At 60.2% G+C, this 24,864-nt stretch carries 24 protein-coding genes; 13 read left to right on the forward strand and 11 right to left on the reverse strand.

What is annotated here, in order from left to right:
- Nucleotides 1-15: 15 nt before the first annotated feature.
- From I6L58_RS17700 to hypA, 9 genes are all read right to left on the reverse strand, one after another.
- Nucleotides 16-777 carry a siderophore ABC transporter ATP-binding protein EitC gene (locus I6L58_RS17700; protein ID WP_088208642.1) on the reverse strand — a complete coding sequence of 254 codons (762 nt, stop codon included), beginning with the start codon at nt 775-777 and terminating at the stop codon, nt 16-18.
- Complete coding sequence (locus I6L58_RS17705) at nt 777-1,814, reverse strand: FecCD family ABC transporter permease (protein ID WP_006178206.1); 1,038 nt, start codon at nt 1,812-1,814, stop codon at nt 777-779. The genes I6L58_RS17700 and I6L58_RS17705 overlap by 1 nt, the downstream gene beginning before the upstream one ends.
- Nucleotides 1,814-2,812 carry a siderophore ABC transporter substrate-binding protein EitA gene (locus I6L58_RS17710; protein WP_058608517.1) on the reverse strand — a complete coding sequence of 333 codons (999 nt, stop codon included), beginning with the start codon at nt 2,810-2,812 and terminating at the stop codon, nt 1,814-1,816. Before I6L58_RS17710 ends, I6L58_RS17705 begins: the two co-directional genes overlap by 1 nt.
- Nucleotides 2,813-2,965: 153 nt before the next feature.
- Nucleotides 2,966-5,038, reverse strand: a complete 2,073-nt coding sequence (gene flhA / locus I6L58_RS17715; RefSeq protein WP_088208643.1) for a formate hydrogenlyase transcriptional activator FlhA — start codon at nt 5,036-5,038, stop codon at nt 2,966-2,968.
- A gap of 64 nt (nt 5,039-5,102) precedes the next feature.
- The gene (gene hypE / locus I6L58_RS17720) at nt 5,103-6,113 is read right to left on the reverse strand and encodes a hydrogenase expression/formation protein HypE (protein ID WP_058608515.1); all 1,011 of its coding nucleotides are present in this window, start codon (nt 6,111-6,113) and stop codon (nt 5,103-5,105) included.
- On the reverse strand, nt 6,110-7,231 hold the full coding sequence (hypD, locus tag I6L58_RS17725; RefSeq protein WP_088208644.1) for a hydrogenase formation protein HypD: 1,122 nt from the start codon (nt 7,229-7,231) through the stop codon (nt 6,110-6,112). The genes hypE and hypD overlap by 4 nt, the downstream gene beginning before the upstream one ends.
- Nucleotides 7,232-7,234: 3 nt before the next feature.
- Nucleotides 7,235-7,507 (reverse strand): HypC/HybG/HupF family hydrogenase formation chaperone, encoded by a 273-nt coding sequence (locus I6L58_RS17730; protein ID WP_088208645.1) that lies wholly within the window; start codon nt 7,505-7,507, stop codon nt 7,235-7,237.
- Nucleotides 7,498-8,361, reverse strand: a complete 864-nt coding sequence (gene hypB, locus I6L58_RS17735) for a hydrogenase nickel incorporation protein HypB (RefSeq protein ID WP_088208646.1) — start codon at nt 8,359-8,361, stop codon at nt 7,498-7,500. The genes I6L58_RS17730 and hypB overlap by 10 nt, the downstream gene beginning before the upstream one ends.
- 3 nt (nt 8,362-8,364) lie before the next feature.
- Nucleotides 8,365-8,715 (reverse strand): hydrogenase maturation nickel metallochaperone HypA, encoded by a 351-nt coding sequence (gene hypA / locus I6L58_RS17740; protein ID WP_006178194.1) that lies wholly within the window; start codon nt 8,713-8,715, stop codon nt 8,365-8,367.
- A gap of 210 nt (nt 8,716-8,925) precedes the next feature.
- Here hypA and hycA point away from each other — a divergent pair, with 210 nt between their 5' ends.
- The 9 genes from hycA (at nt 8,926) to hycI (ending at nt 16,704) form a co-directional block, all read left to right on the forward strand.
- Nucleotides 8,926-9,390 carry a formate hydrogenlyase regulator HycA gene (hycA, locus tag I6L58_RS17745; protein ID WP_088208686.1) on the forward strand — a complete coding sequence of 155 codons (465 nt, stop codon included), beginning with the start codon at nt 8,926-8,928 and terminating at the stop codon, nt 9,388-9,390.
- 70 nt (nt 9,391-9,460) lie between these two features.
- On the forward strand, nt 9,461-10,069 hold the full coding sequence (locus tag I6L58_RS17750) for a 4Fe-4S dicluster domain-containing protein (RefSeq protein ID WP_088208647.1): 609 nt from the start codon (nt 9,461-9,463) through the stop codon (nt 10,067-10,069).
- Nucleotides 10,066-11,880: a formate hydrogenlyase subunit 3 gene (hycC, locus tag I6L58_RS17755; RefSeq protein ID WP_088208648.1), complete on the forward strand. Its 1,815-nt coding sequence runs from the start codon at nt 10,066-10,068 to the stop codon at nt 11,878-11,880. The genes I6L58_RS17750 and hycC overlap by 4 nt, the downstream gene beginning before the upstream one ends.
- A gap of 1 nt (nt 11,881) precedes the next feature.
- Nucleotides 11,882-12,805 (forward strand): respiratory chain complex I subunit 1 family protein, encoded by a 924-nt coding sequence (locus I6L58_RS17760; RefSeq protein WP_088208649.1) that lies wholly within the window; start codon nt 11,882-11,884, stop codon nt 12,803-12,805.
- 15 nt (nt 12,806-12,820) lie between these two features.
- Nucleotides 12,821-14,530 (forward strand): formate hydrogenlyase subunit HycE, encoded by a 1,710-nt coding sequence (gene hycE, locus I6L58_RS17765; RefSeq protein WP_058608508.1) that lies wholly within the window; start codon nt 12,821-12,823, stop codon nt 14,528-14,530.
- 9 nt (nt 14,531-14,539) lie between these two features.
- A complete protein-coding gene (locus tag I6L58_RS17770; RefSeq protein ID WP_058608507.1) occupies nt 14,540-15,082 on the forward strand; it encodes a formate hydrogenlyase complex iron-sulfur subunit in 543 nt (180 codons plus the stop codon).
- Nucleotides 15,082-15,849 carry an NADH-quinone oxidoreductase subunit B family protein gene (locus tag I6L58_RS17775; RefSeq protein WP_088208650.1) on the forward strand — a complete coding sequence of 256 codons (768 nt, stop codon included), beginning with the start codon at nt 15,082-15,084 and terminating at the stop codon, nt 15,847-15,849. The genes I6L58_RS17770 and I6L58_RS17775 overlap by 1 nt, the downstream gene beginning before the upstream one ends.
- A complete protein-coding gene (locus I6L58_RS17780) occupies nt 15,846-16,256 on the forward strand; it encodes a formate hydrogenlyase maturation HycH family protein (protein ID WP_088208651.1) in 411 nt (136 codons plus the stop codon). The genes I6L58_RS17775 and I6L58_RS17780 overlap by 4 nt, the downstream gene beginning before the upstream one ends.
- On the forward strand, nt 16,249-16,704 hold the full coding sequence (gene hycI / locus I6L58_RS17785; protein ID WP_088208652.1) for a hydrogenase maturation peptidase HycI: 456 nt from the start codon (nt 16,249-16,251) through the stop codon (nt 16,702-16,704). Before I6L58_RS17780 ends, hycI begins: the two co-directional genes overlap by 8 nt.
- Nucleotides 16,705-16,792: 88 nt before the next feature.
- Here the strand turns inward: hycI and I6L58_RS17790 are convergent, their stop codons facing one another.
- Together I6L58_RS17790 and ascF are read right to left on the reverse strand one after the other, a co-directional pair.
- On the reverse strand, nt 16,793-18,217 hold the full coding sequence (locus tag I6L58_RS17790) for a 6-phospho-beta-glucosidase (RefSeq protein ID WP_088208653.1): 1,425 nt from the start codon (nt 18,215-18,217) through the stop codon (nt 16,793-16,795).
- An 18-nt stretch (nt 18,218-18,235) separates the two neighbouring features.
- Nucleotides 18,236-19,687 (reverse strand): PTS cellobiose/arbutin/salicin transporter subunit IIBC, encoded by a 1,452-nt coding sequence (gene ascF / locus I6L58_RS17795; protein ID WP_088208654.1) that lies wholly within the window; start codon nt 19,685-19,687, stop codon nt 18,236-18,238.
- A 214-nt stretch (nt 19,688-19,901) separates the two neighbouring features.
- On the opposite strand from ascF, the gene I6L58_RS17800 reads away from it, so the two are divergent.
- The 4 genes from I6L58_RS17800 (at nt 19,902) to I6L58_RS17815 (ending at nt 24,848) form a co-directional block, all read left to right on the forward strand.
- On the forward strand, nt 19,902-20,915 hold the full coding sequence (locus I6L58_RS17800; RefSeq protein WP_088208655.1) for a LacI family DNA-binding transcriptional regulator: 1,014 nt from the start codon (nt 19,902-19,904) through the stop codon (nt 20,913-20,915).
- A 134-nt stretch (nt 20,916-21,049) separates the two neighbouring features.
- Complete coding sequence (gene hydN / locus I6L58_RS17805) at nt 21,050-21,595, forward strand: electron transport protein HydN (protein ID WP_006178177.1); 546 nt, start codon at nt 21,050-21,052, stop codon at nt 21,593-21,595.
- A 6-nt stretch (nt 21,596-21,601) separates the two neighbouring features.
- Nucleotides 21,602-23,848, forward strand: a complete 2,247-nt coding sequence (hypF, locus tag I6L58_RS17810) for a carbamoyltransferase HypF (RefSeq protein WP_088208656.1) — start codon at nt 21,602-21,604, stop codon at nt 23,846-23,848.
- Nucleotides 23,826-24,848, forward strand: a complete 1,023-nt coding sequence (locus I6L58_RS17815) for a HoxN/HupN/NixA family nickel/cobalt transporter (protein WP_088208657.1) — start codon at nt 23,826-23,828, stop codon at nt 24,846-24,848. The genes hypF and I6L58_RS17815 overlap by 23 nt, the downstream gene beginning before the upstream one ends.
- The last annotated feature ends 16 nt before the right edge of the window (nt 24,849-24,864 follow it).

The following is a 24,864-nucleotide window of genomic DNA, read 5'->3' on the forward strand; positions in this document are numbered from 1 at the left end:
GTGGTTTACTCGCCCCTACAGGATAAAGTGAATGTGCTTTTTGCCATGGAACGGCGATATCTCAATTTTGGTTTTGACTCTGAAGACATCCCAGAGCAACGACTCGGATAAAATGTCCTGCGGGGTTCCCGTCGCCACAATTTGCCCTTTCTGCATCACAATCAGCGAGTCACAGAACATCGAGGCGTGGTTGAGATCGTGGATGGCGACAATACTGGTCACGGGTAATTCGCTGATTAAATGCATCAGCTGTATCTGATGATGAATGTCCAGGTGGTTGGTGGGTTCATCCAGCAGGATTTCCGTCGGGGTCTGGGCCAGCGCGCGGGCGATGTGAACGCGCTGACGCTCTCCGCCGGACAGGCTCAGCCAGCCCTGGTCGCTTTTGTCCAGCATATCCACACGTTGCAGGGCCGCGGTGACGGTGTCGTCATCCTGCTTGCTCCAGTTAGAAAAAGGGGAGTGGTGCGGAATACGCCCGAGTTTTACCACGTCGCGCACGCGCATGTTGGCGTCGGTCATCCCGTGCTGCTCAACGAATGCGACCCGGCGGGCGAGCTGCTTTTTGGCGATGCGGGAAATGTCCTGTCCGTCCAGGGTCACGCTGCCCGCATCCGGGCGACGCAGTCCCGCCAGAATACGCAACAGAGACGACTTTCCGCAGCCGTTTGGGCCCAGCAGCCCAACGGTTTCCCCCCGAGAAACCTTCAGTGACACGTCACTGACGATAACTTTTTTGCCGACCTTCCAGGTGATATTTTCAGCGCAGATATTCATCACTTATTCCTTGAACGGTAGATAATCACGGCAAAGAAAGGCACACCGACCAGCGCGGTCACTACGCCGACGGGCAGGCTTTGCGGCGCAATCAGCATGCGCGAGGCAATGTCTGCCAGCACCATCAGGATCGCCCCGGCCAGCGCGCTGGCAATCAGCAGGGTGCGATGCAGCGGCCCGAACAGGAAACGCATGACGTGCGGAACCACCAGCCCCACAAAGCCGATAGAGCCCGCCATGCTGACGATCGTCGCGGTGATCAGTGCGGTCGTGATAAATAACGCCAGGCGCACCCAGGGAACGGCAATACCCAGCGACGCGGCTGCGTCGTCACCGAACGTAAAGGCATCCAGCGCCCGGGAATAGTAAAGGCAAACGGCTAACCCTGTCAGGACGACAACCAGCACCAGCTGGAATTCAGGCCAGCGTACGCCGCTGAAACTGCCCAGCAGCCAGAACATCACATCACGCGCCTGCTGGGCGCTGGCAGACGTACTGATGGTGTAGGCGGTAATGGCGTTGAACAGCTGAGAGGCTGCCACGCCTGCCAGAATGGTGCGTTCATTGCCGCCGCGCGCGCCGTTCGTCAGAAAGGCGACAAATGCAAACGCGGCGAATGCCCCCGCGAAGGCACCCGCTGAGAGCGAAACGGCCCCGGTCCCCACTCCCAGCACCACGACGGAAACCGCACCCGTTGACGCGCCGGCAGAGACGCCCAGCACGTAGGGCTCCGCCAGGGCGTTCTTCAGCAGGCTCTGCAATACGGCACCGCAAATGGCTAACCCTGCACCACAGCAGGCTGCGACCAGCGCACGGCTCAGGCGGAAGTCCCAGATTACGCTCTCATAGATGCGGTTGAGCGGAACCTCGGTGAGCCCCATTCTGTTGCTGATGGCGTAAAACACGTTATTAAGCGGGATGGACAGCTCACCGACGCTGACACCGAGGGCGATCACCAGAAACAACACTACAACGGCAAGCAGAGCAGACGTGGTCAGGAACAGGCCCTGGCGGGCCTGAAGTACAGCGGCTGTCATCAGTTCAGCCCCAGTTTTCTGAGCTGCTCACCCACCTGTTCAGCACCGTAAATCGTACGGATCGTCGGGTTCATCGCCTGGCCGTCCATCACCACGATATGGCCTTTTTTGACGGCATCCAGCTGGCTGACGGCAGGATCGGTTTTCAGGAATTTGATTTTTTCTTCCGCGTTATCCAGCGCCCAGCGGTTGCGATCCAGGCTGGAAACCACAATCACATCCGGATTAGCGGCAATAATGCTTTCCCAGCCCACGGTGGGCCATTCGGTTTCGGAGGTGATGGCGTTGTGCCCGCCCAGCACGTTAGCAATAAAACCGGAGGCGCTGTTTTTACCGCCGACATAGGCATCAGCCGAAGGAGAGGAGCTTGAGAACCAGAAAACAAAGGAGAGGTCTTTTTTGTTTTTACCAAACTCCTGGCGCAGGTCAGCTTCACGTTTTTTGAAATCGGCAATCACGGCCTGGCCGCGATCTTCCACGTTAAAGATTTTGGCGAAATCCTCAATCTCTTTATAGAGATAGGTCATGTCCCACAGCTTCTGGCGGCTGCCGTACATATCACCTGCGGCTTTTTTGGTGGCGCACATGCCCGGTGACACGTAGCTGTTCACACCGACCGTGGCCAAATCTTCACGTTTCGCCACCTTACTTTCAGGCCCAAGTAACAGGGGAAGCTGCGCAGGCACAAAATCAGGGTTTTGCGAAAGGATGGATTCAAGGGTCGGGATTTCTACCGTCAGGGTTTTGATTTTTGCGTTCTGTTCAGCCAGCTGCGGCAACACTTTGGTTGGCCAGAAGGCGCTGGCCTTCACCTTATCTTCCAGGCCGAGCAGGAGCAAAATTTCGACGGTATTCTGACCCAGGGCCACCACGCGTTCCGGCGCTTTGGTGAAGGTCTCTTTATAACCACAGTTTTCAATGGTCAGAGGATATGTGGTTGCCAGAGCAGAACTGACCGACGCAAACGCCAGGCCCAACGCGCAGATGACCTTTTTCATTAAACGCTACCCTTCATTAATATTATTTTTGATGCAAATGAAACTCATTATTAAGGCGGAATTTTATACAGAGGAAAGGATTTTGTGTCAATGAGGGACAATTGCGCAGGGTGACGAAAGGCGGTGTCAGAGTAACACCGCCGTAGTGCGGACTTACATCAGGTTCTCTTTATCAATCCCGAGGCGCTTCATGCGCGACAGCAGGGTGGTGCGTTTTAACCCTAAACGCTGGGCTGCACCTTTCGGCCCGGCGACCACACCGTTGGTCTCTTTCAGCACGCGCAGAATAAGGTGGTATTCATCTTCTCCCTCTTTCGCCATCTCGGCTGCGCTCACGGTCGTTTCAGGCAGAGAAACCTCCGGCAGGGAGAGTTGCAGCACGTTGCCGCGCGTGAGCAGCACCGCTCGCTCAATGACGTTTTCCAGTTCGCGGACGTTACCCGGCCACTCCATTGCCGAGAGCGTGCGGAGCGTCTCTGCCGGAATGCTGTAGATGTTGCGCCCCATCCGCCGCGCAATTTTGGCGGTAAAGGCTTTCACCAGCAGAGGGATATCTTCCGGGCGTTCGCGCAGCGGGGGCAGGCAGATCGGGAAGACGTTCAGGCGATAGTAGAGATCGCTTCTGAATTCGCGGTCGGCGACCATTTTTTTAAGATCCCGGTTGGTGGCGGCAATCAGCCGCACGTCCGTCTGGATAAGCTTGTTGCTGCCGAGGCGCTCAAACTCCTGCTCCTGCAACACACGCAGCAGCTTAGGCTGCAGTTCCAGCGGCATATCGCCCACTTCGTCGAGGAACAGCGAGCTTTTATCTGCCAGCTCAAACCGGCCCAGCCGCTGGCTGCTGGCCCCGGTAAAGGCGCCGCGCTCATGACCGAAGAGGTCACTTTCCAGCAGACCCGCAGGCATGGCGGCGCAGTTCATCTTCACCATCCGCCGGCTGTTGCGGTTGCTTAAGTTGTGGATCGCCCGGGCGATCAGCTCTTTCCCGGTACCCGTCTCGCCCAGAATCAGCACCGTGCTGTCGCTCTGCGCCACCATCTCAACCTGCTTGAGGATGCTGTACATCGCATCACTGCGGCCAATGATTTCGCCAAACTCGCTGTCCACGTTATTGAGTTGCTCGGTCAGGGCGAGGTTCTCATCCACCAGCCGCTCCTTCAGGCGATGGATCTCCTGATAGGCGAGGGCGTTATCCAGGGCAATGGAGATACGTTCGGCAATCTGGCGCAGCAGCTTGAGGTTGGCGGTGGTAAATACGCCCTCATCGCACTGCGCCAGCTTCAGCACGCCAAGCATGGTATTGCCCGACATCAACGGCAGCAGGCATAGCGTCTGGATTTTATTGCCCCAGGTGTTAAACAGCATCCGCTCGTAGGGGGCCAGCACGTCACGCTCGTGCAGGTTGAGCAGCAGGATCTCTTTACTTTTGAACACCCGCTCGGACAGGGTGCCCGCTTCGTCCACTTCGCTCTGCTCGTGCGCCGGGTTGGCCTCATCCAGATAGTGCGTGGAGTAAATGTTGAGTTTTCCCTTACGATTGCCCCGTAGCGCAATGCTGATAGCGTCGATTTTGAAGTAGTGATGGATCTCTTTTGAGACCTCGCTGACCAGCTCGTCCATGTCCAGGCGCGACAGCACGGCGTTGGTGATCGCCACCAGAATACGGAAGTTGTCGCGCTCGCGGCTCAGCAGATCGTAATCAACATTATTGTTGACGCGACTCTGGATCTGCTCCGCCACCACGCCGACAATCTGGGTAAAGGTGTGCAGACGCTCATATTCCGCCTCGCTCCACGGCAGGTCGGTAGTGCGCAGAAACTCGCAGCCGCCAAAAATATGGCCTTCCACCGCCAGAGGGAGCATGCAGTAATGGCCGAAAGGCTGATAGATATTGCTATCCGCCAGCATCGGCCAGGCCTGGCGGAACTCTTCAGCGCTGCAGTGCAGGATTTCAGGACGGGAAAGAATACGCCGCACCGGGCCGTGGGCGAGGTAAGTTTCATCCTCATATTCAAAGACTTTGCCGTTATCACGCGTTGAGTAGTAGCTCGCCCGCTGGGTCCCGCTGTGCCAGAGCACGATAGCGGCGCTGTCCGCCAGCGCTGATTGCCTGACCAGCCGCGTCAGGGTATCGCTCAGCGAGCCTAAATCGGGCTGCTGTAAAAGAGTGCGTGTGATGTCAAACAGGCCCTGCTGTCCAAGATCGCTCATCGGTGTATACGGCATTATTGCTTTCCAATAGAAACTGGCAAAAAAGAGAACGTCAGCGCTGACCGCTTATGGCGCGGTTCTAGCAAATTCGGGGTAACGGTTCGGCGTGCGGCAGATCCAGCGTGCGCTTCACGCCGTAAAGCCCGGTCAAACGCACCCCTTTGCGTTCAACCACTTCACCAATAATGGCGGCCTCTTTCCCTAACGGATGGGCGCGCAGTTCTGCCAGTACCGCGTCGGCAGCCTGGCGTTCAACGCCAATCGCCAGCTTGCCTTCATTGGCAAAGTTTAGCGGATCGAGCCCCAGCAGCTCGCAAAGCCCGCGCACGGCAGGCTTAACGGGCAGGCTGCGCTCGTTCAGTTCAATTCCACAGCCGCAGCGTGCGGCGAACTCGTGCATCACAGCATTAACGCCGCCCCGGGTGGCGTCGCGCAGGGCTTTCACCCCAGGTATTGTGCGAAGCGTCTGGATAAGGGGCGTCAGCACCGCGCAGTCGCTGCGAAGCTCACCGTCCAGCCCCAGACCTTCGCGCAGGTTAAGGATAGTCGCCCCGTGGCAGCCCAGCGTGCCGGTGACTAACAGCACGTCGCCCACGGCAAGCTGCTGTGCGCCCCAGTGAATATCCGCCGGGATCGCCCCCATTCCTGCCGTATTGATGAACAGTTTATCCGCCGCGCCGCGCTGCACGACCTTGGTATCGCCGGTGACGATAGCGATCCCCGCCTCGCGCGCGGTCTGCGCCATGCTGGCGACAACCGTTTTGAGTGTCTCCATCGGCAGCCCCTCTTCGAGGATAAACCCGCAGGAGAGGTAGCGTGGCACCGCGCCACTGACGGCCACATCATTGGCGGTACCGCAAACAGCCAGTTTGCCGATATCTCCGCCGGGGAAGAACAGCGGATCGATGACATAGCTGTCGGTGGAGAACGCCAGCCTGTCGCCCTGGGCGGTAAGCGTGGAGAGCGCAATGCGCGCCTGATCCTCCTGCTCGGCCAGCCAGGGGTTGTTAAAGGCGTCCATAAACAGCTGATTGATGAGCTGCTGCATCGCCTGTCCGCCGCTGCCGTGCGCCATTTCCACGGTCTTCATGCTTCACTCTCCTGATTGCGATACTGATACCACGCGGCGCAGGCCCCTTCGGAGGAGACCATCAGCGCACCGAATGCGGTTTGCGGGTTACAGGTGCTGCCAAATAACGGGCACTGATGAGGTTTGCATTTGCCGGTGAGCACCTCGCCGCAGCGGGCGTCAGGATCGTCGCACACCTGCTGTGGCTGCGGGCGGAAATGCGCCTCGGCATCGAAGGAACGATACGGCGGCGTCAGGTGTACGCCGGATTCGGCAATCAGCCCCAGCCCGCGCCATTCGCTGTTGCCTTCCACTCTGAACACCTCGCGAATGGCCTGCTGCGCATGCACATTCCCCTCGTCCGGCACCACGCGGCGATACTGATTTTCGACGACGCTCAGAGCCGCTATTTTCTGCTCAACCAGCATGGTCACGCCTTGTAGTAGATCAAGTGGTTCGAAACCAGCTACCACTAATGGGCGATGGTACTCCCCGGCGATAAAACCATACGCCTCAGTACCGATCACCATGCTGACATGGCCCGGCGCGAGAAAAGCATCAATACCGTTGTCCGGCTCTTCAAGCAGGCTGCGAAGGGTGGGAATGAGCGTGATGTGCTGACAGAAAACGTAAAAATTGCCGATGTTGCGGGCTTTCGCCTGCTGGAGTGTGATGGCCGTTGCGGGCATAGTGGTTTCAAAACCCAGCCCAAAAAAGACCACTTTTCGCGTCGGATTGTCGGCCGCCAGCTTCAGTGCATCCATTGGTGAGTAAACGATGCGGATATCCGCGCCGCGCGCTCTGGCCTGCAGCAGCGAGCCATTTTTGCCCGGCACGCGCATCGCATCGCCGAAGGTGCAGAAGATCACCTCCGGATGGTGGGCAATCTCAAGGCAGCTGTCGATACGCCCCATCGGCAACACGCACACCGGGCAGCCGGGGCCGTGAATGAATTCGATGTTTTTCGGCAGCAACTGGTCAAGGCCAAACTTAAAGATAGCGTGGGTGTGTCCACCGCAGACTTCCATGATGCGTAACGGTTTTTCGGCGGTGTACTCAAGTAATAATGCGCGGGATTGCAGATGGTCAATCAGCTGCATCACCTGTTCAGGGGCACGGTATTCATCAACGTAGCGCATAGATTACCGTTCCTCGCCGTACAGCAGTGCGCCCACATCCGGCTCCACGTCAAACATGTTTTGCAGCGCGTCGAGCGTATCCCGGGCCTCCGCTTCGTTAATCACGCTCATCGCAAAGCCAACGTGAACCAGCACCCACTGACCAAGCCGTGATGCGCCGGTGTCATCGGTGCTGCCCACCAGCGTCAGGTCGACATCGCGCAGAATACCGCACACGTCCACTTTGGCCTGATTGCCGTCAATAGCGTGAATTTGTCCGGGTACGCCTATGCACATCGTTCACGCTCCAGCCAGTTCAGCCAGTGTTCCATGCCCTCGCCGCGCGTGGCGGAGACCAGCAGGATCTCAATATCCGGATTCACTTCCCGGGCACAGGCCAGGCATTTCTCCACGTCGAAGTTGAGGTAAGGCAGTAAATCCACTTTGTTTAGCAGCATCAGCGAGGCGGCGGCAAACATATGCGGATATTTCAGCGGTTTGTCCTCCCCTTCGGTGACGGAGAGCACGGCCACCTTATGCCGCTCGCCCAGGTCGAAGCTCGCCGGGCAGACCAGGTTTCCGACGTTCTCGATAAACAGAATGCCGTTATCCGCCAGCGGCAGACGCGGCGCGGCGTCGGCAATCATCTGCGCATCAAGGTGGCAGCCTTTACCGGTATTAACCTGAATGGCGGGCGTGCCGGTTTCACGAATGCGCGCCGCGTCATTCACCGTCTGCTGATCGCCCTCTATTACCGCACAGGAGACGCGCGCATTCAGGCGTTTGAGGGTTTCGGTAAGCAGCGTGGTTTTGCCGGAGCCGGGGCTGGAGACCAGATTCAGCACCAGCTGGTTACGCGCATCAAAGCGGGCGCGGTTGCGGGCTGCGAGCTGGTTATTTTTGTCGAGCACGTTGATCTCCACCTCCAGCATCTGGCGCTGGCTGATGCCCGGAGCGTGAGTGCCGGCTGCGCCGTGTCCGTAGTGCAAATCGCCCTCAACGGACCGTTTCGGCGTGAAGGTGACCCCGGTGAATGCCGCCGCCGGGCGCGGCGCAGGGGAAAAGGGGGCTGAGCGAAACGCGGAGTGGGGACGGTGTTCATCCCCTTCAATATACAGGTTGCCTTCAGCGCAACCGCAGGTACTGCACATACGTTACTCCTTCTCAATTTCGAGGCGTTGGATCTGCATGCCGTCATCCGCCACGATGCGCAGCCCCGCACACTGGCAGAGCGGGCAGCGCTGAACCTTTGATGACAGCAGGGTGACGTACTGCTGGCACTGCTCGCACCAGCACTCCGCCTGCTGCTCCTCAATGTGAAGTTCGCAGCCTTCCGCCAGCGTGCCGCGACACACCAGCTCAAAGCAGAAGGTGAGGGCGCTGGTTTCGACGCAGGAAAATGCGCCGACTTTCAGCCAGACGCCCGTCACGCGTTTGGCGTGGTTGTGTACTGCCTGCTGTTCGATAAGTTCCAGAGCCCGCTGGCAGAGGGTGATTTCGTGCATGACGCCTCCTCAATGAATTGACCCTGTAATGCAATAACAGTGCCAGCTTGATTTCCCTTAAGGGGTGACGATGTCAACGCTGTCGAAATGACACGTCGACACCGACGATGTGACAGGGCTGTCCAGATTAAAGCCTATGTAAATCAATACATTAAAAACTGGCATGGAATCTGCTTAATAGCCGAAATCTTCACTAACCGGATGCGTTTTATGACTATTTGGGAAATCAGCGAAAAAGCCGATTACATCGCACGGCGTCATCAGCAGCTGCAGGAGCAATGGCACCAGTACTGCAACTCTCTGATTCAGGGCATTACCCTGTCGAAAGCCCGTCTTCACCACGCCATGAGCTGTGCGGCGCAGGGGGATATGCGCTTTGTCCTCTTCGGCCATTTCACGATTTTCGTCACCCTGGCGAACACCTTTAACAGCCACACCATTGAGTACTACGTCGAAACAAAAGCGGGTGAAAAACAACGGATTGCACAGGCGCAGCTGATGTCCGACGGCATGATCGATGGTCACGTCTCCAACCGCGATCGCCAGCAGGTGCTGGAGCACTATCTGGAAAAAATCGAGCCGGTATACAACGGCCTGTACGCAGCGGTTGAACATGACCTGCCTGTCAACCTGAAACAGCTGGTGGCGGCAACGACGCCAACGCACGTTGCCTGATCCCCGAGTGTCGAGAAGTGTCGAGAAGACATCTTTTCGTCAAAAATGACTATCACCAGAGGATTGCCCGGTGAACCGTTTTGTAATTGCTGACTCGACGGTCTGTATTGGCTGTCGAACCTGTGAAGCGGCGTGTTCGGAAACGCACCGCCTGTACGGTCTGCAGTCCATGCCGCGCCTGCGCGTCATGCGTAATGAAAAAGAGTCTGCCCCGCAGCTCTGCCACCACTGTGAAGATGCCCCGTGCGCGGGCGTCTGCCCGGTCAACGCCATTACCCGCGTTGAGGGGGCCGTGCAGCTGAACGAAAGCCTGTGCGTGAGCTGCAAGCTGTGCGGCATCGCCTGCCCGTTCGGCGCGATTGAGTTTTCCGGCAGCCGCCCGCTGCATATCCCGGCGAATGCCAACTCGCCCAAAGCGCCGCCTGCGCCTCCCGCGCCGGCACGCGTAAGCACGCTGCTGGACTGGGTGCCCGGCGTGCGCGCCGTCGCGGTGAAGTGCGACCTGTGCAGCTTTGATGAGCAAGGCCCGGCCTGCGTACGCACCTGCCCGACCAACGCGTTGATTCTGGTCAACATCCGCGACATCGCCCGCACCAGCAGGCGTAAACGCGAGCTGACCATCAACACCGACGTGGGCGATCTTTCTCTGCTGCAGGCATTTAACGAGGGGGCACAATGAACGCCGTGACGATGATGAACACCGGCGTAGCGGTCTTTGCTGCTGCTGCCGTACTGGCGACGATCTTCTCCTTCTCTACAGCGTTCAGCGGCTGGATTGCCGGTATCGGCGGGGCCGTTGGCAGCGTGCTGACGCTGGGCGCGGGCGGCGTGGTGCTGCTCGGCGGCGGGCGCGTTTACACGGTGATGCCGTTTGTCCATCACGCGGTGCAGGTCACGCCGCTGAACGCGATCTGGCTTATCACGTTCGGCCTGTGCGGGCTGTTTATCAGCGTGTTTAATATTGACTGGCACCGCCATCCGAACGCCAGCGCCAACGGGCTGCTGGTGAATCTGCTGATGGCGACGGCGGTCTGTGCGGTTACCGCCAGTAACCTTGGGGCGCTGGTGATGATGGCGGAAATCATGGCCCTGTGCGGCGTGTTCCTGACGGGCTGCACCGCCTCCGGCAAGCTGTGGTTCGCGCTGGGCCGCCTCGGTACGCTGCTGCTGGCGCTGGCCTGCTGGCTGGTGTGGCAGCGTTTTGGCACGCTGGACTTCGCTGCGCTCGACGGCCAGACGCTGGGCAACGACGTCTGGCTGCTGGGCGTGGTGGGCTTTGGTCTGCTGGCGGGCATTATCCCGCTGCACGGCTGGGTGCCGCAGGCGCATGCCAACGCCTCTGCGCCCGCCGCCGCGCTGTTCTCGACGGTGGTGATGAAAGTTGGCCTGTTCGGCATTCTGACGCTGACGCTGACGAGCGGCCAACCGCCGCTGTGGTGGGGCGTAGTGCTGCTGTTAGCCGGGATGATCACCGCGTTCGTCGGCGGGCTTTACGCGCTGATGGAGCACAACATTCAGCGTCTGCTGGCGTACCACACCCTGGAAAACATCGGCATTATCCTGCTCGGCCTTGGCGCGGGCGTCACCGGGCTGGCGCTCAGCCAACCGGCGCTGATTGCCGCCGGGTTTATCGGCGGGCTCTACCATCTTATCAACCACAGCCTGTTTAAAAGCACCCTGTTCCTCGGGGCGGGCAGCGTCTGGTTCCGCACCGGTCATCGCGATATCGAAAAGCTCGGTGGGATCGGTAAAAAAATGCCGGTCATTTCGCTCGCCATGCTGGTGGGGCTGATGGCGATGGCCGCGCTGCCGCCGCTGAACGGATTTGCCGGAGAGTGGGTGATTTATCAGTCCTTCTTCGCGCTCGGTCAGAGCGAGGCGTTTATCGCACGGTTGCTGGGGCCGCTGCTGGCCGTTGGGCTGGCGATCACCGGCGCGCTGGCGGTGATGTGTATGGCGAAAGTCTACGGCGTTACCTTCCTCGGTGCGCCGCGTACGCGTGAAGCGGAAACCGCCCGCGCTGCGCCCGTGCTGATGACGATAAGCGTCGTTGCCCTCGCGCTGTGCTGTATTGCGGGCGGGGTCGCTGCCCCGTGGCTGATCCCGCTTCTGGAAAGCGTTATTCCGTTGCCGCTTGCGACGGCGCACACCGGGGTTTCCCAACCGATGATCGCGCTGCTGCTGATTGCCTCTCCGCTGCTGCCGTTTGTGCTGATGCTGTTCTTCAGGCGTGACCGCCTTGGTTCCCGCGCGCGCGGCGCAGCCTGGGCCTGCGGCTATGAGCATGAGCAGTCGATGGTGATCACCGCGCACGGTTTTGCCATGCCGGTGAAAGAAAACTTTTCCGCCGTGCTGAAGCTGCGCCACTGGCTAAACCCGGCAGGACGGGTGCCCGGCTGGCAGAGCGCCGCCGCGCCCGCGCTGTTCCGCCGACTGGCGGTTATCGAGCTGGCGGTGCTGGTAGTGATTGTGATTTCACGAGGAGCCTGACATGAGTCTGTTTCTGGCAATACTTCAGGCGCTGGTGTTATTCGCCGTCGCGCCTTTGCTCTCCGGGATAAGCCGCGTGGCGCGCGCCCGGATGCACAACCGTCGCGGGCCTGGCGTGCTGCAGGAGTACCGCGATCTGTTCAAACTGCTTGCGCGTCAAAGCGTGGCCCCGGACGCCGCAGGCTGGGTGTTCCGCCTGACGCCCTTTGTGATGGTGGGCGTGATGCTGACCATCGCGACCGCGCTGCCGGTGGTGACCGTGGGGTCGCCGCTGCCGGCGCTGGGCGATCTGATCACCCTGATCTACCTCTTTGCCATCGCGCGCTTTTTCTTCGCGATTGCGGGCCTCGACACCGGTAGCCCTTTTACCGGTATCGGTGCCAGCCGTGAAGCCATGCTCGGCGTACTGGTCGAGCCGATCCTGCTGCTCGGACTGTGGGTCGCCGCGCAGGTCGCCGGATCAACCCACATCAGCTTTATCACCGATACCGTTTATCACTGGCCGTTTGCCCGCACCATTCCGCTGGTCCTGGCGCTCTGCGCCTGCGCGTTCGCCACCTTTATTGAGATGGGCAAACTGCCTTTTGACCTCGCGGAAGCGGAGCAGGAACTGCAGGAGGGGCCGCTCACCGAATACAGCGGCTACGGCTTTGCGGTACTGAAGTGGGGCATCAGCCTTAAGCAACTGGTGGTGCTGCAGATGTTCGTTGGCGTCTTCTTCCCGTGGGGGCAGATGACGCATTTCACCGCTGGCGGCCTGGTGCTGGCCGTGGTGATTGCGGCGTTCAAACTGCTGGTTGGCGTGCTGGTGATTGCCCTGTTTGAAAACAGCATGGCGCGCCTGCGCTTTGCGGCGACGTCGCGTATCACGTGGGCCGGTTTTGGTTTTGCATTTTTAGCTTTCGTCTCCTTGCTGGTGGCGTGATTTAAGAGAGTATTTATGTCTGAAGAAAAGAAAGGTCAGCAGTATCTCGCCGCGTTGCATCAGGCTTTTCCCGGCGTGGTGCTGGAGGAGTCCTGGCAGACCAAAGACCAGATTACCGTCACCGTGAAGGTGAATTATCTGCCGGAAGTAGTGGAGTTTCTCTATTACCAGCAGGGCGGCTGGCTCTCCGTGCTGTTCGGTAACGACGAGCGCCAGCTGTGCGGCAACTACGCGGTGTACTACGTGATGTCGATGGAGCAGGGGGAGAAGTGCTGGCTCACCGTGCGCGTCGAGGTTGATCCGAACAAGCCGGAGTACCCGTCGGTCACGCCGCGCGTGCCTGCCGCCGTCTGGGGCGAGCGCGAAGTGCGTGATATGTACGGTCTGGTGCCGGTGGGGCTGCCTGACGAGCGCCGTCTGGTGCTGCCGGACGACTGGCCGGACGAACTCTATCCGCTGCGCAAAGACAGCATGGACTACCGCCAGCGCCCCGCGCCGACCACTGACAGCGAGACCTACGAGTTTATCAACGAGCTGGGTAGTAAAAAGAACAACGTGGTGCCGATCGGCCCTCTGCACGTGACCTCTGACGAACCCGGCCATTTCCGCCTGTTCGTTGACGGCGAGAACATTATCGACGCCGACTACCGCCTGTTCTACGTCCATCGCGGCATGGAAAAACTGGCTGAAACCCGCATGGGCTACAACGAAGTAACGTTCCTCTCCGACCGCGTGTGCGGCATCTGCGGCTTCGCCCACAGCACCGCCTACACCACCTCGGTGGAGAACGGGATGGGGATCGTGGTGCCGGAGCGCGCGCAGATGATCCGCGCCATCCTGCTGGAGGTGGAGCGTCTGCACTCGCACCTGCTGAACCTTGGCCTGGCCTGCCACTTTGTCGGTTTCGACTCCGGGTTCATGCAGTTCTTCCGCGTGCGTGAAGCGTCGATGAAGATGGCTGAAATTCTCACCGGGGCACGTAAAACCTATGGCCTGAACCTGATCGGCGGGATCCGCCGCGACCTGCTGAAAGATGACATGATCCAGACCCGGCAGCTTGCTCAGCAGATGCGTCGCGACGTGCAGGAGCTGGTGGATATGCTGCTCAGCACGCCAAACATCGAGCAGCGCACCGTTGGCATTGGCCGTCTTGATCCGCAAATTGCCCGTGACTTCAGCAACGTCGGCCCGATGGTGCGCGCCAGCGGCCACGCCCGCGACACCCGCGCCGACCACCCGTTTGTTGGCTATGGCCTGCTGCCGATGGAGGTGCACAGCGAGCAGGGCTGCGACGTTATCTCCCGTCTCAAAGTGCGTATCAACGAGGTATTTACCGCGCTGAACATGATCGACTTCGGTCTCGATAACCTGCCGGGCGGCCCGCTGATGGTGGAAGGCTTCACCTATATTCCAAACCGCTTTGCCCTCGGCTTTGCCGAAGCCCCGCGCGGGGACGATATCCACTGGAGCATGACCGGCGACAACCAGAAGCTATACCGCTGGCGCTGCCGTGCGGCGACCTACGCCAACTGGCCAACCCTGCGCTACATGCTGCGCGGGAATACGGTCTCCGACGCGCCGCTGATCATTGGCAGCCTCGATCCGTGCTACTCCTGCACCGACCGCATGACCGTGGTGGACGTGCGCAAGAAGAAAAGCCAGGTGGTGCCGTACAAAGAGCTTGAGCGCTACAGCATCGAGCGTAAGAACTCGCCGCTGAAATAAGGATTCGCCATGTTTACCTTTATCAAAAAAGTGATCAAAACCGGCACGCAGACCAGCCGCTATCCGCTGGAGCCGCTGCCGGTCGACAAAAACTTTCGCGGCAAGCCGGAGCATAACCCGCAGCAGTGCATCGGCTGCGCGGCCTGCGTCAATGCCTGCCCGTCGAATGCGCTGACGGTAGAAACCGACCTGAAAAGCGGCGAGCTGGCCTGGCAGTTTAACCTGGGACGCTGCATCTTCTGCGGCCGCTGCGAGGAGGTCTGCCCGACGGCGGCCATTCGTCTTTCCCAGGAGTACGAACTGGCGGTGTGGAAAAAAGAGGACTTCCTGCAGCAGTCGCGCTTTGCGCTGTGCAACTGCCGCGTCTGCAAGCGTCCGTTTGCCGTACAAAAAGAGATCGACTACGCCATTGCGTTGCTGAAACACAATGGCGATGTCCGCGCGGAACACCACCGCGAAGGCTTTGAAACCTGCCCGGAATGTAAGCGTCAGAAATGCCTGCTGCCGTCTGACCGCATCGATTTAACCCGTCACATGAGAGAGGCCAGCTGATGGAAAGTTTACTCGGCCCGCGCGACGACAACGGCATTCCGGTGCCGATGACGGTGGACGAATCCATCGCCAGCATGAAGGCGTCGCTGCTGAAAAAAATCAAACGTTCGGCCTACGTCTACCGCGTGGACTGCGGCGGCTGCAACGGCTGCGAGATTGAGATCTTCGCCACGCTGTCGCCGCTGTTTGACGCTGAACGCTTCGGGATAAAAGTGGTGCCGTCTCCGCGCCATGCGGACATCCTGCTGTTTACCGGGGCCGTCACCCGCGCAATGCGATCCCCTGCGCTGCGCGCCTGGCAGTCCGCGCCGGATCCCAAAATCTGCATCTCCTACGGGGCCTGCGGCAACAGCGGAGGCATCTTCCACGACCTGTACTGCGTCTGGGGCGGGACCGATAAAATCGTACCGGTGGATGTCTATATTCCAGGCTGCCCGCCGACGCCTGCCGCCACGCTGTACGGCTTTGCGATGGCGCTCGGCCTGCTGGAGCAGAAAATCCACGCCCGCGAACCCGGCGAGCGTGATAGCCAGCCTGCTACCATTTTGCATCCGGATATGGTGCAGCCGCTGCGCGTGAAGGTTGACCGCACCGCGCGCAGGCTGGCGGGGTATCGCTATGGCCGCCAGATTGCCGATGACTATCTGCGTCTGCTGGGGCAGGGCGACCATCAGGTTGCGCGCTGGCTGGACGCGGAAAACGATCCACGTCTTAATGAGATCGTGGCGAACCTGAACCAGATCGTTGATGAGGCGCGTATCCGATGAGTGAAACGGTGGTGTTCAGCCAGCTGAGCCGTAAGTTTATTGATGAGAACGACGCCACGCCGGATGCGGCGCAGCAGGTGGTCTATTACAGCCTGGCGATTGGGCACCACCTTGGCGTCATCGACTGCCTGGAGGCAGCGCTGAGCTGCCCGTGGGCGGAGTATCTGGCGTGGATAGGCACGCTGGAGGAGGGCAGCGCGGCGCGGCGTAAAATGGAGGGGGTACCGAAGTACGGCGAGATCGTCATCGACGCCAACCACATTGCGATGCTCGCCAACGCCTTTGATGCCGCGCTGCGCCAGCAAACCCCGGCGCAGCAGGCATGGAGCAAAACGCTGCTTAGCATGCTGCACGACATTCATCAGGAGAGCGCCATCTACCTGATGGTGAGGAGATTACGTGACTGACGTTTTACTGTGTGTGGGCAACAGCATGATGGGCGACGACGGTGCCGGCCCGCTGCTGGCAGAGATGTTTGCCGCAAACCCGCAGGGCAACTGGGTGGTGATTGACGGCGGCAGCGCCCCGGAAAACGACGTGGTTGCCATTCGCGAACTGCGCCCTGAAAAGCTGTTAATCGTCGATGCTACCGATATGGGGCTTAACCCCGGCGAGATCCGCCTGATTGACCCGGACGACATCGCCGGGATGTTTATGATGACCACCCACAATATGCCGCTGAACTATCTGGTCGATCAGATTAAAGACGACGTGGGCGAGGTGCTGTTTTTGGGTATTCAGCCGGACATCGTTGGGTTTTATTACCCGATGACGCCACCGGTGAAAGCGGCGGTGGAGGATGTTTACTCCCGCCTTGCGGAGTGGGTGGGGGATGGGGGTTTTGCTCCACTCTGAGCAGTGCCGGGTGACGGCTTCGCCTTACCCGGCCTACAAAACCCATCTCCCTCTCCCTGTGGGAGAGGGCCGGGGTGAGGGCAACAGGCTACGCCAGATCCCCCCCGTTGCTCGCAATCACCTTCTTATACCACCCGAACGATTTCTTGCGCGTTCTCTCCAGCGTGCCGTTACCGGCATCATCGCGATCCACGTAGACAAACCCGTAGCGCTTGCTCATCTCGCCCGTCGAGGCGGCCACCAGGTCGATACAGCCCCAGGTGGTGTACCCCATCAGCGGCACACCGTCCTCGATCGCGTCGCCCATCGCGCGGATGTGCTCGCGCAGGTAGCTGATGCGGTAGTCGTCGTTGATCTCGCCGTTGGCGTCGATTTCGTCCTTCGCGCCGAGGCCGTTTTCCACCAGGAACAGCGGCTTCTGATAGCGGTCGTACATCATGTTCATGGTGATGCGCAGGCCCAGCGGGTCAATCCCCCAACCCCACTCGCTCACCGCAATGTGCGGGTTACGTAACGACTTCACGATGTTCGCCGCATTGGTATTGTTCGCGTTCATGTCCGCCGACGCACAGCGCGAGGCGTAATAGCTGAACGAGACAAAATCAACGGTGTTTGTCAGCAGTTCGTCGTCGCCGGGGTCTTTAACAATCACCACCCCTTTCTCGCGGAACACCCGGGCAGAGTAGGCCGGATAGCGGCCGCGCGCCTGCACGTCGATAAAGAACAGGTTCTCGCGATCTTTCTCCAGCGCCATCCACACGTCTTCCGGCTTGCAGGAGTAAGGGTAGAAATTACCGCCCGCCAGCATACAGCCGACCTGGTTTTCAGGGTTAACCTCGTGGGCGATTTTGGTCGCCAGCGCGCTCGCCACCAGCTCGTGATGCGCGGCCTGGTATTTCACCTGGTCCTCGTTCTCACCCTCCTCGAACACCAGCCCCGCGCCGGAGAACGGGCTGTGTAGCATGATGTTGATTTCGTTGAAGGTCAGCCAGTATTTCACCAGGCCGTTAAACGCTTCGAAGCAGGTCCGCGCGTAGCGGGCGAAGAAATCGACCATCCTGCGGTTGCGCCACGAGCCGTATTCGGTGACCAGATGCATCGGCACGTCGAAGTGGCACAGGGTCACCAGCGGCTCGATGTTGTACTTTTTGCACTCCTCGAATACCGCGCGGTAGAAGGCGATGCCCTCCTGGTTCGGCAGCGGCTCGTCACCGTTCGGATAGAGGCGGCTCCAGGCAATTGAGGTGCGGAACACCGTGAAGCCCATCTCCGCCATCAGGGCGATGTCCTCTTTATAGCGGTGGTAAAAATCAATCGCCTCGTGGCTCGGGTAAAACTCGTCGTCCCGCAATGAAAAACGTTTTTCCTTCCCGAGTTTCACCGCCAGACGGTTCGCACCGTGGGGGATCATATCGACCGTGGTCAGCCCTTTGCCGCCCTCGCGGTACGCGCCTTCACTCTGGTTGGCGGCAAGCGCGCCGCCCCATAAAAATCCTTGTGGAAAAACCGACATTTCTACCTCGCTATACAATTATGCTCGTGCTGCGTTGGCCTGAACCGGGGCGGTTTGCAGGGCGCGTGCCTTTTCGGCGTCGTCTTCAACCGGGATATCTTCAAAGCCTAATATCAGGGTCAGAACAAACGACAGCACTACCGCCAGCCCCATCACGCCGAATACCCAGACGATGGTCATCGGGTTCGCCGGGTCGAAGAACTGGACGCTGGTAAACAGCCCCGGCGCAGCCATCGAGTGGCTGGCAAGGCCTGCCACACCGGCCACCGCGCCACAGATAAAGCCGCTGATCAGGCTCGCAATCAGCGGACGCTTCAGCCGCACCGCTACGCCGTACAGGGCCGGCTCAGAGATCCCCGCCATGATGGCAGAGGCCGCGGCCGCCAGCGCCGTCTGGCGCAGCTCCGGGTTTTTAGTTTTCCACGCCACTGCCAGCGACGAGCCGCCAAGCGACAGGTTGGCGCCGATTTCTGAGGGCATCACCATCCCTTCTTTGCCCGTTTCGGCAATGGTCTGGATGATGGTTGGCGTAAACACGCGGTGCATACCGGTCATCACCAGCAGCGGCCACAGCGCGCCCATGATGGCGACCGACAGCCACCCCAGATAGCCGTGAATGGTGTACACCAGCGCGGAGATGGCACTGCCGATCCAGATCCCCAGCGGCCCAATCAGCACAATGGCGAGCGGGGCGGCAATCAGCACGATCAGCATCGGCTTCAGGAAGTTTTTTGTCACCGCCGGCGTGATGCGATCCACCCAGCGTTCGATATACGACAGGCACCAGGTCATGACCAGCGCCGGGATCACGGTGTAGGTATATTTCACCGCCGTGACCGGAATTAAGGCAAATTCTACATGCTCGCCCTGCGCCGCTTTCGCCATCAGCTCGATAAAGCTCGGGTGTACCAGCACGCCCGCAATAGCGATGGCGAGCGACATATTGGTTTTGAATTTCACCGCCGCCGAAGCCGCAACCATCAGCGGCAGGAAGAAGAACGCCCCGTCGCCGATGACGGTCAGGATGGTCAGGGTCGGCGCGCCTTTCTCCAGCACGCCGGTCATCTCGAGGATCATCGCCAGCAGCTTGACCATCGAGCCGCCGATGATCGCCGGGATCAGCGGTGACATGGTGCCGATCAGCGCATCAAGGATCCCTGCGCCTATCCGCCGCAAGGTCATTTTTTGCGGACCTTCCGGCACGGCAGGCTGGAGGTCGGTGGGTAACAGGCTGACCACTTCGCGGTAGGCCTGAGAAACGGTGTTGCCAATAATCACCTGGCACTGGTTATCGCTGCGCACCACGCCGAGCACGCCGCTGATGCTTTTCAGACGCGCGGCGTCGGTAAGACTTTCGTCTTTCAGAACAAAGCGCAGACGCGTCATGCAGTGGGTGACGGCGACGATGTTATCTTTACCGCCGAGCGCGCTGATCACGTCGTTTGCCAGCGCGGCATAGTTTTTGGCCATCGGATGTGTTCCTGTTATCGTTGTGAGTCGTGTAGGAAACCGGTTTCACATAATCATCATGAGTTTTTCCTGATGAAACAAGATCGCTTTTTGTCCATTTCTTCGTTTCGTGACGACGATCACCCGGCGCGGAAAAAAGCGTGATGCTGCCGCTGCGACAATTTTTATGCGGTGCAGTACACTGCGAACCATCAGATTGAGAGGGAAGAACACGATGACCACGATGCTGGAAGTGGCGAAACGGGCAGGCGTTTCGAAAGCGACGGTTTCCAGGGTGCTGTCGGGCAATGGCTACGTCAGCCAGGAGACCAAAGACCGGGTGTTTCAGGCCATCGACGAAAGCGGCTATCGCCCGAATTTGCTGGCGCGCAACCTGGCGACCAGGCGCACCCAGACGCTGGGGCTGGTGGTGACCAACACCCTGTATCACGGCGTCTACTTTAGCGAACTGCTGTTCAACGCCGCGCGCATGACCGAAGAGAAAGGGCGGCAGCTGATCCTGGCGGACGGCAAGCACAGCGCCGAAGAGGAGCGCGAGGCGATCCAGTATCTGCTGGATATGCGCTGCGACGCGGTGATTATCTATCCGCGTTTTCTCAGCGTGGAGGAGATGGACGAGATCGTTGAGAAATGCGAGCAGCCGATTATGGTGCTGAACCGCCGTCTGCGCAAAAACAGCAGCCACAGCGTCTGGTCCGATCATAAATCCTCCTCTCAGGAGGCGGTGTCGCAGCTGATTGCGAAAGGGCACCGGGAGATTGCGTTTATCACCGGCTCGCTGGATTCCCCGACCGGGGTTGAGCGTCTGTCAGGTTACAAAGCCGCGCTGGCGCAGCACGGCATTGCCCTGCGCGAAGAACTGATAGCAGAAGGGAAGTGGACCCCGGCAAGCGGTTCGGCGGCCGTCGCCGGGCTGTTATCCCGCGGCGAGCGTTTTACGGCGCTGGTGGCGAGCAATGACGATATGGCGATAGGTGCCCTGAAACAGCTTCATGACAGCGGAATCGCCGCGCCGGAGGCGGTGTCGGTGATTGGGTTCGACGATGTTGCCATTGCGCCATACACCGTGCCGTCGCTCTCCAGCGTGCGTATTCCGGTGACGGAGATGATCAAAGAGACCATCAGCCGCTTAATCTTCATGCTGGATGGCGGGGAGTTCACCTCTCAGCAAACCTTCTCCGGCGAGCTGATCCTGCGCGACTCCGTCACTGACGGTCCGCATCGCTGACGTCGACAGCCGTCATCGTCAGAAGTGACGATGACGGTGCCGCTTTCGTTGTTCATTTATATATAAATCAATATGTTAATAATTGGCACGGTTTGTGAATAGCTTCGCGCATGACTGATATGCTGGAGTAGTAGATGAACCGTTTTATGATGGCCGATGCCAGTAAGTGCATTGGTTGCCGAACCTGTGAAGTCGCCTGCGTGGTATCCCACCAGGCGGATCAGGATTGTGCCTCCCTGACCCCGGAATCTTTCCTGCCGCGCATTCACGTTATCAAAGGCGTGGATATCTCTACGGCGGCGATCTGCCGCCAGTGCGAAGACGCGCCGTGCGCCAACGTCTGCCCTAACGGGGCAATCAAACGCGAAAAAGGATTTGTACACGTGATGCAGGAGCGCTGCATCGGCTGCAAAACCTGCGTGGTGGCCTGTCCGTATGGCGCGATGGAAGTGGTCGTTCGCCCGGTGGTGCGCAACAGCGGCGCGGGGCTGAGCGTGCGAGCGGAGAAGGCCGAAGCCAATAAATGCGACCTCTGCTACCACCGCGAAGCCGGCCCGGCCTGCATGGAAGCCTGTCCGACGCACGCGCTGGTCTGCGTGGATCGCGACAAACTCGAACAGATGAGCGCGGAAAAACGCCGTCGGGCAGCGTTCGACACGTCGTCATCTCTGCTGTTTTAAGCCGCGATGAGCAGTAACGGTGTGCAGCTACGCATACGCGGCAGGGTGCAGGGCGTCGGTTTTCGTCCCTTCGTCTGGCAGCTGGCGAACCAGCTTCAGCTGAGGGGCGATGTCTGCAATGACGCACAGGGCGTGCTGGTGCGCCTCGCGGGTGATGGGGGGGCCTTTACCGCGAGGCTGCATCAGGACTGCCCACCCCTGGCACGCATTGACCACGTTGATACGCAGCCCTTTACCTGGACGCGCGTGCCGGACGATTTTTCCATTCGCCACAGCGCGGGCGGGACCATGGACACCCAGATTGTTCCGGATGCCGCCACCTGCCCGGCGTGTCTGGCCGAAATGCGCGACCCTGCCGGGCGCCGCTACCGCTATCCCTTTATCAACTGCACCCACTGCGGCCCGCGTTTCACCATTATCCGCGCGATGCCGTATGACCGTCCGGCCACGGCAATGGCGCACTTCCCGCTGTGCACGCCCTGTGAAACGGAGTACCGCGACCCCGCCGACCGGCGTTTTCATGCCCAGCCGGTGGCGTGCCCGGACTGTGGCCCCTGGCTGGAATGGCGCGCGGGTGATAAAACCGCCGTGCGTGAAGCGGCCCTGAGCGCCGCGGTTGAGATGCTGAAAAACGGCGGCATCGTCGCCATCAAAGGGCTGGGCGGTTTTCACCTTGCCTGCGATGCCCGCCATCCGCAGGCGATAGCCACACTGCGTTTGCGCAAGCGTCGTCCGGCGAAGCCGCTGGCGGTGATCCTCCCGCAGGCGGATGGCCTGCCGGATTCGATCCAAACGCTGCTGCACTCTCCTGCTGCGCCCATCGTGTTAGTGCCGGCATCGTGGCTTCCTGACCTGCCCGACGGGATTGCTCCCGGTCTTTCGACGATTGGCGTCATGCTCCCGGCGAACCCGCTGCAGCATCTGCTGATGATGGACTGCCAGCGTCCGCTGGTGATGACCTCCGGCAACCTCAGCGGCAGGCCGCCAGCCATGACCAACCAGCAGGCGCTGGACGAGCTGGGTGACATCGCGGACGGGTTCCTGCTGCACAACCGCGACATCCTCCAGCGGATGGATGACTCCGTGCTGGATCAGGACGGCGTGATGCTGCGCCGCGCGCGCGGTTTTGTGCCGGATGCCATCACGTTACCCGCAGGGTTTTGCGATATCCCCGCCATGCTGTGCACCGGCGCGGAGCTGAAAAACACGTTTTGTCTGGTGCGCGGCAGCCAGGCGGTTGTGAGCCAGCACTTTGGCGATCTCAGCGAGGAGGGCGTGGAGGCGCAGTGGCGCGCGTCGCTTGACGTGATGCAGCGGATCTACGCCTTCCAGGCGGAACGCGTGGTCTGTGATGCGCATCCGGGGTATCACGCCCACGCGTGGGCCAAAGAGCAGGCGTTGCCGCTCGAGACGGTGCTGCACCACCACGCGCACGCGGCGGCCTGCATGGCCGAGCACGGCTGGCCGCTGGACGGCGGGGATGTGATTGCCCTGACGCTGGACGGCATTGGTATGGGCGAGAACGGCGCGCTGTGGGGCGGGGAATGCCTGCGGGTGAACTATCTCGAATGCGAACATCTGGGCGGCCTGCCCGCCGTGGCGCTGCCGGGCGGGGATCTGGCTGCCGTCCAGCCGTGGCGCAATTTGCTTGCCCACTGCCTGGCTTTTGTGCCGGCGTGGCAACGCTATCCGGAAACGCAGGCCGTGCAGCGGCAAAACTGGCCGCTGCTTTCTGCCGCCATCGCGCGCGGGATCAACGCGCCGCGGGCCTCATCCTGTGGACGGCTGTTCGACGCGGTGGCCTGCGCGCTGGGCATTGCCGCTGAAAACCAGCGCTACGAAGGGGAAGCCGCCTGCGGGCTGGAAGCGCTGGCGTCGCAGTGTGCGGGTGTGGCGCATCCGGTTACCCTGTCGGTGGAAAACCTCTCTCTCTTCTGGCAGCAGTGGCTCAACTGGCAGGCAGAACCCTGCGAGCGGGCATGGGCCTTCCATGACGCCCTGGCAAAAGGGCTGGCAGAACTTGCCGTGCGCCATGCCCGGCGTCTGTCGCTTTCAACGGTGTGCTGCAGCGGCGGCGTGTTCCATAACCGTCTGCTGCGCGCGCGGCTTAGTCATTACCTTGCCGACTACCACCTTCTTTTTCCTCGTCAGCTGCCCGCAGGTGACGGGGCTATCTCCTTCGGGCAGGCGGTTGTCGCCGCCGCCCGGTCATGTTCACAAAGGACTCAAAATGTTACGACTCTTACGCAATGAACCTCGCGCGGCGTTCCTGCTGCTGGCTCTGGTAATGGCAAATCTGCTTGCATGGGGATGGGCATGGTCAACCTTCAGCGCCAGCCCGGCACTGATGGCCGCAAGCCTGCTGGCCTGGTGCTACGGACTGCGACACGCGGTGGATGCCGACCATATTGCGGCTATCGATACCGTCACGCGTAAGATGATGCAGCAGGGCAAACGCCCGTCCGGCGTGGGGGCGTGGTTTTCGCTGGGGCACTCTACCATCGTGGTGCTGGCGTCCATTGCAATCGCGGCAACCGCCACGGCCTTCCAGAAAAACATGGCCTGGTTCCACGAGACGGGCGGGATGATTGGCACCGCCGTGTCGGCCACGTTCCTGCTGGCAATGGCACTGGTGAATATGGTGATTTTACGCGGCGTCTGGCGCAGTTTTCAGGCGCTGAAAAAAGGGCGTTCGGCCAGCGGCGATCTTGCGCTGCCAGCGCAGGGCGGGGTGATGAACTGGCTGTTTGGCGCGACGTTCCGCCTGGTCAACAAAAGCTGGCAGATGTACCTGGTCGGCTTCCTGTTCGGACTGGGTTTTGACACCGCCACCGAGATTGGCGTGCTGGGCATCTCCGCGGCCAGCGCCTCAAAGGGGATGTCGGTGTGGGCGATCATGATCTTCCCGGCCCTGTTCGCCAGCGGCATGGCGCTGATCGACACGCTTGATAATCTGTTAATGGTGGGCGCTTACGGCTGGGCGTTTAATAAACCACAGCGCAAGCTCTACTACAACATGACCATCACCGGGACATCCGTGATAGTGGCGCTGTTCATCGGTGGGCTGGAAGCGCTGGGCCTGCTGATGGATAAATTCGCACTCAGCGGCGGCGTGTGGGAGCTGATTGGCGCGGTCAAAGACAACCTCGGCAACGCCGGATTTGTCGTCGTTGGGCTGTTTGTCGCCTGCTGGCTGATCTCGATGGTTAACTACCGCTGGCGCGGCTACGATGCGCTGGTCGTCCGTTCCTGAACCTGCGACGGAGGCT

Source organism: Enterobacter cancerogenus (assembly GCF_019047785.1).
GTDB lineage: Bacteria > Pseudomonadota > Gammaproteobacteria > Enterobacterales > Enterobacteriaceae > Enterobacter > Enterobacter cancerogenus.

Bases quoted from the DNA above. Each gene is read 5' to 3' on its own strand.
- flhA (WP_088208643.1), bottom strand. From the start codon at position 5,038: ATGCCGTATACACCGATGAGCGATCTTGGACAGCAGGGCCTGTTTGAC.
- I6L58_RS17730 (WP_088208645.1), bottom strand. From the start codon at position 7,507: ATGTGCATAGGCGTACCCGGACAAATTCACGCTATTGACGGCAATCAG.
- hycC (WP_088208648.1), top strand. From the start codon at position 10,066: ATGAACGCCGTGACGATGATGAACACCGGCGTAGCGGTCTTTGCTGCT.
- I6L58_RS17705 (WP_006178206.1), bottom strand. From the start codon at position 1,814: ATGACAGCCGCTGTACTTCAGGCCCGCCAGGGCCTGTTCCTGACCACG.
- I6L58_RS17800 (WP_088208655.1), top strand. From the start codon at position 19,902: ATGACCACGATGCTGGAAGTGGCGAAACGGGCAGGCGTTTCGAAAGCG.
- hypF (WP_088208656.1), top strand. From the start codon at position 21,602: ATGAGCAGTAACGGTGTGCAGCTACGCATACGCGGCAGGGTGCAGGGC.
- hypE (WP_058608515.1), bottom strand. From the start codon at position 6,113: ATGAAGACCGTGGAAATGGCGCACGGCAGCGGCGGACAGGCGATGCAG.
- hypD (WP_088208644.1), bottom strand. From the start codon at position 7,231: ATGCGCTACGTTGATGAATACCGTGCCCCTGAACAGGTGATGCAGCTG.
- I6L58_RS17790 (WP_088208653.1), bottom strand. From the start codon at position 18,217: ATGTCGGTTTTTCCACAAGGATTTTTATGGGGCGGCGCGCTTGCCGCC.
- hypA (WP_006178194.1), bottom strand. From the start codon at position 8,715: ATGCACGAAATCACCCTCTGCCAGCGGGCTCTGGAACTTATCGAACAG.
- hycE (WP_058608508.1), top strand. From the start codon at position 12,821: ATGTCTGAAGAAAAGAAAGGTCAGCAGTATCTCGCCGCGTTGCATCAG.
- I6L58_RS17780 (WP_088208651.1), top strand. From the start codon at position 15,846: ATGAGTGAAACGGTGGTGTTCAGCCAGCTGAGCCGTAAGTTTATTGAT.
- ascF (WP_088208654.1), bottom strand. From the start codon at position 19,687: ATGGCCAAAAACTATGCCGCGCTGGCAAACGACGTGATCAGCGCGCTC.
- I6L58_RS17815 (WP_088208657.1), top strand. From the start codon at position 23,826: ATGTTACGACTCTTACGCAATGAACCTCGCGCGGCGTTCCTGCTGCTG.
- hydN (WP_006178177.1), top strand. From the start codon at position 21,050: ATGAACCGTTTTATGATGGCCGATGCCAGTAAGTGCATTGGTTGCCGA.
- hycA (WP_088208686.1), top strand. From the start codon at position 8,926: ATGACTATTTGGGAAATCAGCGAAAAAGCCGATTACATCGCACGGCGT.
- I6L58_RS17775 (WP_088208650.1), top strand. From the start codon at position 15,082: ATGGAAAGTTTACTCGGCCCGCGCGACGACAACGGCATTCCGGTGCCG.
- I6L58_RS17710 (WP_058608517.1), bottom strand. From the start codon at position 2,812: ATGAAAAAGGTCATCTGCGCGTTGGGCCTGGCGTTTGCGTCGGTCAGT.
- I6L58_RS17700 (WP_088208642.1), bottom strand. From the start codon at position 777: ATGAATATCTGCGCTGAAAATATCACCTGGAAGGTCGGCAAAAAAGTT.
- I6L58_RS17760 (WP_088208649.1), top strand. From the start codon at position 11,882: ATGAGTCTGTTTCTGGCAATACTTCAGGCGCTGGTGTTATTCGCCGTC.
- I6L58_RS17770 (WP_058608507.1), top strand. From the start codon at position 14,540: ATGTTTACCTTTATCAAAAAAGTGATCAAAACCGGCACGCAGACCAGC.
- hypB (WP_088208646.1), bottom strand. From the start codon at position 8,361: ATGTGCAGTACCTGCGGTTGCGCTGAAGGCAACCTGTATATTGAAGGG.